General features: G+C 57.0%; 11 protein-coding genes, 2 rRNA genes and 1 pseudogene. 8 read left to right on the plus strand and 6 right to left on the minus strand.

Annotated elements, in window-relative coordinates; all coding sequences use genetic code 11:
- Positions 1-131 precede the first annotated feature (131 nt).
- The 4 genes and pseudogenes from EL199_RS07540 (at position 132) to EL199_RS07555 (ending at position 4773) form a co-directional block, all read left to right on the plus strand.
- A 23S ribosomal RNA gene (locus EL199_RS07540) occupies positions 132-2989 on the plus strand.
- A gap of 99 nt (positions 2990-3088) precedes the next feature.
- Positions 3089-3204, plus strand: a 5S ribosomal RNA gene (gene rrf, locus EL199_RS07545).
- 149 nt (positions 3205-3353) lie between these two features.
- Positions 3354-3830, plus strand: a complete 477-nt coding sequence (locus EL199_RS07550) for a ComEA family DNA-binding protein (RefSeq protein WP_004140246.1) — start codon at positions 3354-3356, stop codon at positions 3828-3830.
- Positions 3831-4056: 226 nt separating this feature from the next.
- Positions 4057-4773: pseudogene (locus EL199_RS07555) on the plus strand (IS5 family transposase).
- A 154-nt stretch (positions 4774-4927) separates the two neighbouring features.
- Here the strand turns inward: EL199_RS07555 and EL199_RS07560 are convergent.
- Together EL199_RS07560 and EL199_RS07565 are read right to left on the minus strand one after the other, a co-directional pair.
- Entirely contained in the window at positions 4928-5713 is a 786-nt protein-coding gene (locus EL199_RS07560) for a Cof-type HAD-IIB family hydrolase (RefSeq protein ID WP_004142648.1), read from the minus strand.
- Positions 5714-5731: 18 nt separating this feature from the next.
- A complete protein-coding gene (locus EL199_RS07565; protein WP_232008273.1) occupies positions 5732-6817 on the minus strand; it encodes a ribonuclease D in 1086 nt (361 codons plus the stop codon).
- A gap of 131 nt (positions 6818-6948) precedes the next feature.
- Here EL199_RS07565 and rpsF point away from each other — a divergent pair, with 131 nt between their 5' ends.
- Genes rpsF through rplI form a run of 3 tightly spaced genes read left to right on the plus strand, consistent with a single transcriptional unit; the run spans position 6949 to position 7956 of the window.
- A complete protein-coding gene (gene rpsF / locus EL199_RS07570) occupies positions 6949-7281 on the plus strand; it encodes a 30S ribosomal protein S6 (protein WP_004142644.1) in 333 nt (110 codons plus the stop codon).
- Between the two features lie 3 nt (positions 7282-7284).
- Positions 7285-7497: a 30S ribosomal protein S18 gene (gene rpsR, locus EL199_RS07575; protein WP_004142643.1), complete on the plus strand. Its 213-nt coding sequence runs from the start codon at positions 7285-7287 to the stop codon at positions 7495-7497.
- Between the two features lie 9 nt (positions 7498-7506).
- On the plus strand, positions 7507-7956 hold the full coding sequence (gene rplI, locus EL199_RS07580; protein WP_004142642.1) for a 50S ribosomal protein L9: 450 nt from the start codon (positions 7507-7509) through the stop codon (positions 7954-7956).
- Between the two features lie 72 nt (positions 7957-8028).
- On the opposite strand, the gene EL199_RS07585 is transcribed toward rplI, so the two are convergent.
- The 4 genes from EL199_RS07585 to EL199_RS07600 are packed head-to-tail and all read right to left on the minus strand — an operon-like array spanning position 8029 to position 10812.
- Positions 8029-8616 (minus strand): DNA glycosylase, encoded by a 588-nt coding sequence (locus tag EL199_RS07585; protein WP_004142641.1) that lies wholly within the window; start codon positions 8614-8616, stop codon positions 8029-8031.
- A 49-nt stretch (positions 8617-8665) separates the two neighbouring features.
- Positions 8666-9103 (minus strand): hypothetical protein, encoded by a 438-nt coding sequence (locus tag EL199_RS07590; RefSeq protein ID WP_004142640.1) that lies wholly within the window; start codon positions 9101-9103, stop codon positions 8666-8668.
- Positions 9104-9158: 55 nt separating this feature from the next.
- Positions 9159-10340: an amino acid aminotransferase gene (locus EL199_RS07595; protein WP_004142639.1), complete on the minus strand. Its 1182-nt coding sequence runs from the start codon at positions 10338-10340 to the stop codon at positions 9159-9161.
- Complete coding sequence (locus tag EL199_RS07600) at positions 10333-10812, minus strand: RDD family protein (protein WP_004142638.1); 480 nt, start codon at positions 10810-10812, stop codon at positions 10333-10335. The genes EL199_RS07595 and EL199_RS07600 overlap by 8 nt, the downstream gene beginning before the upstream one ends.
- A gap of 141 nt (positions 10813-10953) precedes the next feature.
- Here EL199_RS07600 and EL199_RS07605 point away from each other — a divergent pair, with 141 nt between their 5' ends.
- Positions 10954-12753, plus strand: a complete 1800-nt coding sequence (locus tag EL199_RS07605; protein ID WP_004142637.1) for a L,D-transpeptidase family protein — start codon at positions 10954-10956, stop codon at positions 12751-12753.
- The last annotated feature ends 4 nt before the right edge of the window (positions 12754-12757 follow it).

Consider the following 12757-nt stretch of genomic DNA (forward strand, 5'->3'; position numbering starts at 1 on the left):
TACTTATGTTTTCCTCTGCGTAGCCAACAGATGATGAGAGAGCAAGGCGAAAGCGAAGCATACTTCAGAATCTGAAAACGTAGAGTAGTAAAGAGAGAACAGCACAACCGAAAGATAACTTGAGGTTGTATGATCAAGTGAATAAGTGCACACGGTGGATGCCTTGGCGACAACAGGCGAAGAAGGACGTGGAAATCTGCGAAAAGCCCCGGGAAGCTGATAACAAGCAATGATCCGGGGATCTCCGAATGGGGCAACCCGACCTTAGGGTCATCCGTAGTTGAATACATAGACTGCGGAAGCGAACCGGGAGAACTGAAACATCTAAGTACCCCGAGGAAAAGAAATCAACCGAGATTCCGCAAGTAGCGGCGAGCGAACGCGGAGAAGCCCAATTAAGTTGCGTATGAGCTAGTAGAACATCCTGGGAAGGGTGGCCATAGAGGGTGATAGCCCCGTATACGAAAGCCATACACAATGAATCGAGTAGGGCGGGACACGTGAAATCCTGTCTGAAGATGGGGGGACCATCCTCCAAGGCTAAATACTCGTTGTCGACCGATAGTGAACCAGTACCGTGAGGGAAAGGCGAAAAGAACCCTGGTGAAGGGAGTGAAATAGAACCTGAAACCGTGTGCATACAAGCAGTCAGAGCATATGAAGATATGTGATGGCGTACCTTTTGTATAATGGGTCAGCGAGTTACATTCAGTGGCGAGGTTAACCGAATAGGGGAGCCGTAGCGAAAGCGAGTCTTAATAGGGCGATAAGTCTCTGGGTGTAGACCCGAAACCGGGCGATCTATCCATGGGCAGGTTGAAGGTTGAGTAACATCAACTGGAGGACCGAACCCACGCATGTTGAAAAATGCGGGGATGACCTGTGGATAGGAGTGAAAGGCTAAACAAGCTCGGAGATAGCTGGTTCTCCCCGAAAACTATTGAGGTAGTGCCTTGTAGATTGACTTACGGGGGTAGAGCACTGTTTCGGCTAGGGGGTCATACCGACTTACCAACCCGATGCAAACTCCGAATACCGTAAAGTTTTACTACAGGAGACACACGGCGGGTGCTAACGTCCGTCGTGAAGAGGGAAACAACCCAGACCGCCAGCTAAGGTCCCGAAATGACAGTTCAGTGGGAAACGAAGTGGGAAGGCTTAGACAGCTAGGAGGTTGGCTTAGAAGCAGCCATCCTTTAAAGAAAGCGTAATAGCTCACTAGTCGAGTCGTCCTGCGCGGAAGATTTACCGGGGCTAAACTGTCTACCGAAGCTGCGGATTTGCATGAAGATGCAAGTGGTAGGGGAGCGTTGTGTAAGCCGAAGAAGGTGTGTTGAGAAGCATGCTGGAGGTATCACAAGTGCGAATGCTGACATGAGTAACGATAATGCGGGTGAAAAACCCGCACACCGAAAACCCAAGGTTTCCTGCGCAACGCTAATCGGCGCAGGGTGAGTCGGCCCCTAAGGCGAGGCGGAAACGCGTAGTCGATGGGAAACAGGTTAATATTCCTGTACTGATCATAATTGCGATGGGGGGACGGAGAAAGCTAGGCCAGCACACTGTTGGATGTGTGTTTAAGCGCGTAGGTTGGGGACTTAGGCAAATCCGGGTTCCTAAGACTGAAACGTGATGACGAGTTTCTACGGAAACGAAGTGGTTGATGCTCTGCTTCCAGGAAAAGCCTCTAAGCTTCAGATTATGACAACCGTACCCCAAACCGACACAGGTGGGTAGGAAGAGAATTCCAAGGTGCTTGAGAGAACTCGGGTAAAGGAACTCGGCAAAATGATACCGTAACTTCGGGATAAGGTATGCCTCTGATAGTGAATAGCTGTTGGAGGCCGCAGAGAATAGGCCGCTGCGACTGTTTATCAAAAACACAGCACTCTGCAAACACGCAAGTGGACGTATAGGGTGTGACGCCTGCCCGGTGCCGGAAGGTTAATTGATGGGGTGCAAGCTCTTGATCGAAGCCCCGGTAAACGGCGGCCGTAACTATAACGGTCCTAAGGTAGCGAAATTCCTTGTCGGGTAAGTTCCGACCTGCACGAATGGCGTAACGATGGCGGCGCTGTCTCTACCCGAGACTCAGTGAAGTTGAAATCGCTGTGAAGATGCAGTGTACCCGCGGCAAGACGGAAAGACCCCGTGAACCTTCACTACAGCTTGACACTGAACATTGAAATAAGTTGCATAGGATAGGTGGGAGGCTTTGAAGCAGAGACTCTGGTTTCTGTGGAGCCGACCTTGAAATACCACCCTGCTTATTTTGATGTTCTAACGTAGACCCGTAATCCGGGTTGCAGACAGTGTCTGGTGGGTAGTTTGACTGGGGCGGTCTCCTCCCAAAGAGTAACGGAGGAGTGCGAAGGTGGGCTCGGTGCGGTCGGAAATCGCACCAAGAGTGCAAAGGCAGAAGCCCGCTTAACTGCGAGACAGACAAGTCGAGCAGATACGAAAGTAGGTCTTAGTGATCCGGTGGTTCTGAATGGAAGGGCCATCGCTCAACGGATAAAAGGTACTCCGGGGATAACAGGCTGATTCCTCCCAAGAGTCCATATCGACGGAGGAGTTTGGCACCTCGATGTCGGCTCATCACATCCTGGGGCTGTAGCAGGTCCCAAGGGTATGGCTGTTCGCCATTTAAAGTGGTACGCGAGCTGGGTTCAGAACGTCGTGAGACAGTTCGGTCCCTATCTGCCGTGGGCGTTGGAGATTTGAGGGAAGCTGTTCTTAGTACGAGAGGACCGGAATGGACGAACCTCTGGTGTACCGGTTGTCACGCCAGTGGCACAGCCGGGTAGCTATGTTCGGAAGGGATAACCGCTGAAAGCATCTAAGCGGGAAGCCCCTCCCAAGATAAGATCTCCCTAGACCTTAAAGGTCTCTAAAGATCCGTTGAAGACTACGACGTTGATAGGCTCCATGTGGAAGTGTAGTAATACATGCAGCTAAGGAGTACTAATTGATCGTGAGGCTTGATCATACAACGCTCAAGTTATTTTGAGCTGCTCAGAAGTTGAGGCGAAAAGAATTACGCGAATCTGATGCAAAGCATCAGAGGGAATTGAATGTAACCGGTTTTCCTGACGGCCATAGAGCTGTGGCACCACCTGAACCCATGCCGAACTCAGAAGTGAAACGCAGCATCGCCGATGGTAGTGTGGGGCTTCCCCATGTGAGAGTAGGACACTGTCAGGTTTTAATACAAAGCCTCCGGGAAACCGGAGGCTTTTTCTTTATACCATCTAGAGGTTTTTGTTGATTCGGCGGGGCAGGATATGCCAGAATGGCTTGGCGTCCAGGAAACGGACGCATTTAATCCATTTTTTACATGCGAGGAATGAACCATGCTGAAAACCATCAAAGTCTTGCTGATGAGCGCAATCTTGGGACTGTCCACAGCTGCTTTGGCTGTAGTGGATATCAACGCGGCAAACCAGGAAGAATTACAAACATTGAAAGGTATTGGTGCCAAGAAGGCCGCAGATATCATTGCCTATCGCGAAGCGCACGGTGGTTTTAAAAACGTGGAAGAACTGCTCAATGTCAAGGGAGTAGGTAAGGCAACGTTGGAAAAACTGCGTAGTGAAATCGTAGTTGAAGGTGACAAGGGCGTGGCGGTAGAGCAAGCCAAATCCGCAGGAGTTGAAGATAAAGGCGGAGAAGCAGATAAAGCGGCAGCGACAGAGAAGGCAGGGAAGGGCAAGGCTGTGAAGGCAGTCGAAGACAAGGCCGCGACTGACGCGAAAAATACGGAAGGCAAGGGGAAAGAAAAAGTCTCCAAAGCGAAGAAGGCTACCGAGGCTGCTGACAAGGGTAATTAAGTCTTAGCCGTCTCGCGGAAATTAAAGGCCAACGAGTCGTTGGCCTTTCCTTTGTATAGACATGATATAAGTCCGACGGTCGTAGATATAGCATTTATCTAAAGCGTTGTATGGTGCTGTATGGCTATAACCATCCGACTAGGGGCTGTTTGCAATTGGTCTAAGTACTTGAAAAAACCAAAAACGGCAGGAATAAAGGAAGTTCTGCAACAACCGTTACCCTGCCATGCCCCGAACATTACTCACTGATGAACTTTGGTCGAAGCTGCTCGCCATTTTGCTGGAATTCAACCTGTATGACAAACCCAATCTGCGTAGTACCATCGAAGCTATCCTCTACAGAATGCGCACTGGCTGCCCCTGGCGCAATATTCCCGCCACTTTCGGCAAGTTTCCAACGATTTACAGTTGCTTTAACCGATGCTCAAAGAAAGGAATTTTTCAGAAAATCCTCAAAAGATTATCCGCTGATGCCGACAAGGAATGGTTGATGATGGACGGCAGTTACATCCGGGCGCATCAGCATGCAGCAGGTGCTGCGGCATGTAGCGGCGAAGATGACCACGCCATTGGCATCAGCCGAGGCGGCACGACCAGCAAGATGCATCTGATGGTTAATGATGTCAGCGACGCGCCCGAACTGATAGCAGCTGTAGATTTGGGGGGAACGGAAGCTGTCAGCGCGGACAAGGGCTACGATTCGGACAAACTGCGCGCACAAATTGAGGAAGAAGGCAGCAAAGCCAATATTCCCTACAAACGCGACCGGGAGGAGAAGAACAAAGACATGGACTGGTATCTTTATAAAATCAGACATTTGGTTGAGAATACTTTTGCGCGCTTGAAACACTAGCGCGCTATCGCCACGCGTTATGACAAACTCAAGCGCAACTATCTTAGTACGGTTCTTTTGGGGTGCATCATGGTCTGGCTGCCGCTATGAGTGAAATGCAAACAGCCCCTAGCCCATAGCCCATATACCTATTCTTTTTCTCCCGGTAGCATTTGTAGGGAATATTGGCTTTGCTGCCTTCTTCCTCAATTCGTATGCGCACTTTATCTGAGTCGTAGCCTTGTCCTATACGCCTCGAATTCTTTCAGGGAAAAAGTGCCTCCAGTACTTGCGCCAGGCCGTCTTCGGCATTACTGGCGGTGACGTGGCGTACTTGCGCCTTGATGTCGTCTGGGGCGTTGCCCATCGCCACGCTGTAGCCGGCATAGCGCAGCATGTCGAGGTCGTTGTAGTTGTCGCCGAAGGCGATGACTTCGTCTGCACTGACGCCGAGGCGGTTTTCCATGAACTGGATGGCTTGCGCCTTGGTGGCGGCGCGATTGACGATTTCGAGGTATTCGTTTTTGGAGCGGTGGATTTCCAGCTGCGGATAAGCGGGTTTCAAGCGGTTCTCGAGCGCGAGGATGTCGGCGGCATCGCCCATAACGAGGATTTTGTGCACGGCGGTAAGCGGTGCTGCCGGTTTGGCGCTGGCGCGTAGGCCGGTGATATCGCCTTCTTGCGCCGTCCAGTAGTTGTCCGGTTCAGGGCTGTACCAGTGTGTGCCCTGGTAGTAGTTGAGCGAGAGGCGCGGCAGGGTTTCCAGCTCGGCTTCCAGCTGGCGGAAGTCGGCGTCGTCAAGCGGCACGCTGTAGAGTTCTTGCAGGTCGCCGTCCAGGATGAGGGCGCCGTTGTAGGCAATTAGCGGCTGTGCGCCGCCGATGGCGTTGGTGAATGGGGTGATGGCGAGCGGCGGCCGCGCCGAGACGAGGATGAAAGGGATGCCAAGGGAGACGACGTGGCGGGCGGCAGCAAGGGTGCGCGCGCTCATGCGGTGTTCGCGGTTGAGCAGGGTGCCGTCAATGTCGCTGAAGATGGCGCGGTAGGGCATGGGGTTCTCCTTTGGATTTTAGAGCAGTTTTCCGAGCGGTTCGCGGAAGAACGCGGCGCGCCAGCCGGTGAGCAGCGGGCTGGTCGGGTCAGGTTTGGCGACGTAATTTTTAAGGACGCGGGTGGGGGCGAGCATGTCGGGATGGATGTTGAGCGCGGCGGCGGTGTCTGCGATATAAGCGCAGAGTTGTTCGTAGTGTTGGCGCTTGGCGGGCGAGAGACGCGGGCTGGCTGGTGGCGCGGGGGGCGGGGTATTGTCGCTGAAGCGCTGCGCGAGGTAGGGCAGTTCTTGCCAGAGCAGATGGTCTGGCGCGAGGTATTCGGCGAGGTTTTCCGGGACAGACGGGCGTTTTTGCGCGATAGTGATGATTTGCCGGTCGCTCAGGATGGCGCGGCGCGGCAGGTCGTGCGCGGCGGCGAGGCGCTCGCGCGCTTCCACGAGGATTTGTGCGACGGGTTTGTCGTCGTGGCGCAGTTGTGGTGCGCCTTGCAGGCGGTACCAGTGCCAGGCGTCGCGCGTTTGTTGTTGACGGGCAAGTTGTGTCGCGCTTTCTTCCGCCCACCAGGCGAGGCGGCCGAGGCGTTGCAGGTCGGCAACGAGCAGCGGGTAGAGGCGGGCGAGCAGGCCGACGTCATCGGCGGCGTAGTCCAGTTGTGCCGCATTGAGCGGGCGGGCGAGCCAGTCGCTGCGGGTTTGGCTTTTGTCTGGAGCGATGCCGAGGTAGTGCTCAACCAGCGCGGCGTAGCTGACGGCAAGGTGGGGCGAGCAGAGGGCGAAGCCGGTTTGTGTGTCGCGGATGGTGGCGGGCAGGGCGTCGCCGCAGAGTTGCATCAATTCGAGGTCTTGCGCGGCGGCGTGCATGACGAGCGGCGCGGGGTGGTGCAGGATGGGCGCCCAGGGGATATCGCCTTCCAGCGGGTCGTAGAGTTGCGCGGTGCCGCCCGGTTGGCAGGTTTGTACCAGGGCGAGTTTGGGAATGTAGCTGCGTTCGCGCACAAATTCGCTGTCGTAGCAGAGGATGCGCGCGGGGTCGTAAGTGGTGTTTGTCGTGGCGTATTGCCAGGGGGTATGGATCATCGCGGTAAGGAGTGGTTTTTGCGGCAAGGTAGCATGTTTTTTGCTGCGGGCGATAGTTTGTTTTGACGGCTTTTTTCCGTATAATGCGCGCCCTTGCCGGTTCGCCGGCATTTCCTTGCCGCCGCACCGGCGGCTTTGTTTATCCATAAGGAATCTTTATGAGACATTATGAAATCGTGTTTCTGGTTCACCCGGACCAGAGCGAACAGGTCAATGCGATGAGCGAGCGTTATCGCGGCATCGTTGAGGCTGCCAAAGGCAAAGTGCACCGCTTCGAGGATTGGGGCCGCCGCGTGCTGGCGTATCCGATCAACAAGCTGGTCAAGGCGCACTATGTCATGATGAATATTGAGTGCGACGCCGCCACTCTGGCCGAGCTGGAAAACAACTTCCGTTTTAACGACGCCATTCTGCGTCACCTCACCATCCGTCGCGATGAAGCCGTCACCGAGGCTTCGCCGATGGCCGACAGCAAGAAGAAGGAGGGCTAAGTTATGGCACGTCGCAGATCCTGCCGTTTCACCGCCGAAGGCGTGAAAGAAATTGATTATAAAGACCTCGAAACTCTGAAAGCGTTCCTGACTGAGACCGGCAAAATCGTGCCGGCACGTATCACCGGTACCAACGCCTTCTATCAGCGCCAGCTGGCTACCGCCATCAAGCGCGCGCGTTTCTTGGCGCTCCTGCCTTACTCTGATCAGCACTAAGGGGGATACATGAACGTTATTCTGTTGGAAAAAGTAGCCGGTCTGGGCGAACTGGGTGACCGCGTTGAAGTCAAAGCCGGTTATGCCCGCAACTTCCTCATCCCGCAGGGCAAGGCAACCGAAGCGACCAAAGCCAATATTGAACGCTTTGAGGCGCGTCGTGCCGAGCTGGAACGTCAGCAAGCCGAAAAACTGGCTGATGCCGAGCGTCGTGCCGCAGCCCTTGCTGGCAAGGTGCTGACCATCCTCGCCAAAGCGGGCGATGAAGGCAAACTGTTTGGCTCTGTCGGTACGCAAGACATCGCCAATGCCGCCGTGCAGCAAGGTCTGCAACTGGCGCGCAGCGAAGTGCTGATGCCGCATGGCACCATCCGCGAGATTGGTGAATACACCATCGCGCTGCACCTCTTTGCCGGTATCAGCACCGAAGTGCTGGTGCGTGTCGTCGCAGGCGAATAAGCGCAAGCCTTGACGCCAAAGGGCGCCAAAGCCGGAGGGTGGCAACACCTTCCGGCTTTTTTTATGCGCGGCTTAGGGGATCAGGCCAATGGCGGCAAAACAGGCGCGGTAACTTTCCGCTTTTTTCGCCAGCGCCAGCGGATAGGCGCGCGATGAAGAAGGCAGGCGGTAGAGTTGCAGCGTGCGTTGCCCCAAGACTGCACGGCCGGGTTTGCCGATGGCAGGCGCGATGGTATCTGGCGGCAGCAGCGTGAGCAGGGTGCGGGTCGCCAGCTCGCCGGTGGTGAGAATGGCATGACAGCGCGGCAGACGGGCGAGAAGTGCGGCGAGCTCAAGCGGTTCAAGGATTTGCAGCGATTTGTCGGCGGCGTTGCCTTGCAGACGGCGGATGCGGTGCGCGGTGTCGCTGATGGCGATGCCTTTGTCGCCGAGGAAATCGCGGATGGCTGCTTCGCGGAAGCCTTTGCCGTCGGCGCTGACGAAATGTTCGCGGTCGTTGAAGAAAACGAGGCCGAAGATGCGCCACATGTCGTTTTGGATGTTCGGGTAGTAAAAATCCATTTTCCAGCGCTCGCGCGGCGGCGGGAAGCTGCCAAGCATGAGCAGGCGTGCGTTTTGCGGAGCGAAGGGCGGTAGCGGGTGGGTTTCGGTGTCGCTCATGGTTTTTTTATGGAAAACGGCTGCCGGGGCAGCCGTTTTTGTGTCTTGTTTATTTGCGGATGCTCCAGCCGTTTTGTGTGTTCAGCAGGCGGGTTTTGCCGTCTGCCGAGGCGTAGCCGCCTTTGACGCTGTCGAGGATGAGGCTTTCCGCATGGTCGGCGCCAAAGAGTTCTGCCTGGCTTTTGTCCGCAGCGAGGATGATGTAGAGGGCAAGGGTGGCGTTTGCCGGGTCTTGCAGGCGGATGTCGGCGACGTCAAAGGGCTGGATGCAGGCGTGGCGGAGTTTTGACCAACTTTGTCCGGCAGCGGGCAGGCAGCCGTGCGTGTCTTTGTCGCCGCCAAGTGCGGCTGGTGCGGCCGACGGGTCTTCGTCCAGATTCATTTGCGGTGGCGGCGGTGCGGGGTTGGCAGGCGGTTGGCGTTTGTGGCTGGTGGCGCAGGCGGTAAGCAGGGCGGCGGCGAGGAGCGGGAGCAGGAGGTTTTTCATGGTGCGCGTGTGGGGTCAAATGCAAAGCCACCTTGCGGTGGCTTTGTGCGGTTTTTCAGAGGACGGCTTTGACGGCGTCGGCGAGGCGCTGTACGTCGTTTTCGCTTTTCATGCCGGCGATGTTGATGCGGCCTTCGCCGACCATGTACACCGCGTAGTCGTTGCGCAGGCGCTCAACGCGCTCTTTGCCGAGCGGCAGCAGGGTGAACATGCCGCGGTGCGAGTCGGTGATGAAGTTCCAGTTGCCGCCGTGGCGGTTGAGGGCGTCGGCCAGTTGCTGGCGGCGCAGGCGGATGTAGGCGCTGACTTCGTCCAGTTCTTTGACCCAGTCGGCGTAGAGGGCGCTGTCGCCGAGGATTTCGGCAACGCAGGCGGCGCCGTGGTCTGGCGGCATGGAGACCATCGCGCGGCTGGCGACGGCGAGGTGGCTGCGCAGGGCATCGGCGGTGCGTGCGTCTTTGGCGATGGTGAGGACGATGCCGACGCGCTCGCGGTAGAGGCCGAAATTTTTGGAGCAGGAGGCAGCAATAAACAGGGTTTCGAGGCTGCCTGCCAGTTTGCGCACGCCGTAGGCGTCTTTGTCCAGGCCTTCGCCGAAACCGAGGTAGGCGAGGTCAACGACCGGCAGGAAGCCGCGGCGGGCGGCGATTTCCGCGACTTTGTCCCAGTCGGCCGGGGTGAGGTCGGCACCGCTCGGATTGTGGCAGCAGCCGTGCAGGAGGACGATGTCATCCGGCCCCATGTTTTCCAGCGCGGCGAAGAAGGCGGCGGTATTGACGATGCTTTTTTCGCGGTCGTAATAGGGATAGCTGTTCACGCCGAAGCCGCAGGCGCCGAAGATGGCGTGGTGGTTGCCCCAGGTGGGGTCGGGCGTCCAGAAGCGTTTGCCGGGAGCGATGGTACGCAGCACTTCGGCGACGATACGCAGTGCGCCGGTGCCGGCAACGGCCTGGTTGGCACGGGTGCGGTTGGCGTCGTGTTTGTCGCCGAGGATGAGCGCGGTCATGTGCTGGTTGAAGGCTTCCAGGCCATTGACACCGACGTATTTTTTGGTGGTTTGCCGCTGCCAGATGCGCTGTTCGGCGGCCTTGACGGCGCGCATTACCGGGGTTTCGCCCGTGGTGTCCTGGAAGATGCCAACGCCAACGTCTATTTTTTCAGGGCGCGGGTCGTCGCGGCAGAGTTGGGAGAGCTTGAGGATCGGGTCGTCTGGCAGTTTTTCGACGGTTTCAAACATGGTTTTTCCTTTTTTTCTTGGGGGATGGGTAGGGGTTGCCCGGCAGCAGGTAGAGTCGCGTGCGGGAGAGGCGGTCGTAGAGGGTGCGGCCGTCTTTGTCCAGGGCGCGCCACCATAGCCCGATTCCGGCCGGGGCGCAAGTAATCAGGGCGCAGAACCAGCGCAACAGCGCGCGTTTGCCGCCGATGGGGTAGCCGTTTTCGTCGGCAACGGCCAGCCGCCAGGCGCGCATGCCGAGCGTCTGCCCCTGTTTGCTCCAGAAATAGACGTAAAAGGCGATCCACACCGCGAGCAGCGCCGCTTGCAGGGCATAATGCAGCGCGCCACCGGTGATGCGCTCGCCCTTGCTGAAGATGATGAAGATGAAACCGACGCCTATCCAGCAGGCGGCAAGGAGGAAGCTGTCATACAGCATCGCCGCCAACTGGCGGAGCAGCGGGGCAGGGCGGGCGTTTTCGATGATGTGGGGCATGAGGCGGACTCGGTGGAAAAGGTTATGCTAGCACAGCGCGCAGCGGCGATTGCGGCGGCAAAATTTGTGGCGCGCGTACCGCGTTTACCGCTAAAATAGCGCGGTTTTTTATCCCCGTAACTTCATTTTCAGGAATTGTTCATGACTTCTTTTGTACGGCACCGCATCGCCACCGTTATCGGACTGTTGGCGCTCAACGGCATGGCTTTCGCGCAAGAACCCGTTGAGGAGGTGCTGTTTGACGAGGCGCCGCCTGCCATTGCCGATAATTTGCCGCCTGATCCCGCTACCGCTGCCGCCGAATTGTCCGAATCGGATTCCGTCGGCATCCTGCAGCCGTTGCCGCCGGAAGAAGTGCCGGTGCGCCAGCCGACCATCCGCGAGGAAATGCGCCCGTTCAACAGCCGCCGCATTGATTTGGTGGAAGCGCTGGTGCAGGAGCCGAAGCAGGTCACGTTTAACGGCAAGGTGTACGACCTGAAAAATCCGGACCGCGTCCGCGTCTTCTACGAAAACGAACAATATCCGACTATCTGGACGCAGGAAAACAAACTGCTCGACAACTTCGAGCCGTTAAAACGCCTCATCGCTGACGCGCCGCAAGACGCACTGCCGCCTGCGCGCTACCACGACGCACTCATCAACAGCCTGAAAGCGGGTGAACAATACGACGACATCATCGCTGCCGAACTGCTTCTGTCCGACGCCTACCTCTCGCTCGCGGGTGACCTTGCCAACGGACTGGTCAATCCGCGCAAAACGCAGCCGGAATGGAATGCGGAAAAAGTCAGCGACGAAGCGCTCGGTGAAATGCTGGCGCAAGGCATCGTCTCCGGCGATCTTGAAACTGCGGTACGCACCATCAACAACGGCAATCCGCGCTACCTTGCGCTGAAAAGCCAGTATAACGCCTTAAACGGCGCACCGGTGGCCGCCGAGCCCGCCGCCAGTACCCAACCGCTGCCGAAAGTCACCCTCAAACAGGGCATGAACCACGAAGCCGTTGCCATCCTGCGTGAAAAACTGGGCGCGCCTGCCACCGACGGTGACAGCACCTACTTTGACGGTGCCCTCGCAGAAGCCGTTACCGCCTACCAACAAAGCCACGGCCTCAAGGCGGACGGCATCGTCAGCGGCAAAACGCGCAACCTGTTGAACGGCAACAAAGCGAGCAGCGGTGGCAATGCCAGCGTTGACCGCCTAATGATCAACATGGAGCGCCTGCGCTGGATGCCGCAGGACATGGGCGAAAGCTACGTCCTCGTCAACATCCCTTCCTACTACGTCAAAATGTACCGCGGTAGTGAAGAAATCTACGCCTCCAAAGCCGTCGTCGGCCAGCGCGACCGCCAGACCCCGGCATTTACCGACAAACTGCGCCACATCGTGATGAGCCCGACCTGGACCGTGCCGCCGACCATCATGAAAAAAGACAAAATCAACAAACTGCGTAGCAATCCCGGCGCCTTTGACGGCAGCTTTGAAGCCGTGGTCGGTGGCCGCGTCGTCCGCCCCAGCGCGGTGGACTGGAGCGCACCCGGCGCCACCGGCTACCGCCTGCGACAAAAACCGGGCGCGCGTAACGCCCTCGGCCGCGTCAAATTCCTCTTCCCCAACAAACACGCCATCTACCTGCACGACACACCGAGCAAAAGCCTGTTCGGGCGCAACGACCGTGCCTTAAGCTCCGGCTGCGTCCGCCTGCAAAAACCGGAAGAATTTGCCAACATCCTCCTGCAAAACACCAACTGGTCGGCCGAGCGCATCAAAAAAGCGATGAACCAGGAAAAAGAACAATGGGTGAACACCCCGGAACAAACCCCGATCTACCTCGTGTACTGGACGACCTGGAGCGACCCGGACGGCAAAATCCAGACCGCAAACGACATCTACGGCAAAGACGGCGCCCTGCTGCAACAATACAAAAAAGCGCTGAACTAAGGAG

Source organism: Cardiobacterium hominis, from assembly GCF_900637305.1.
Lineage (GTDB): Bacteria > Pseudomonadota > Gammaproteobacteria > Cardiobacteriales > Cardiobacteriaceae > Cardiobacterium > Cardiobacterium hominis.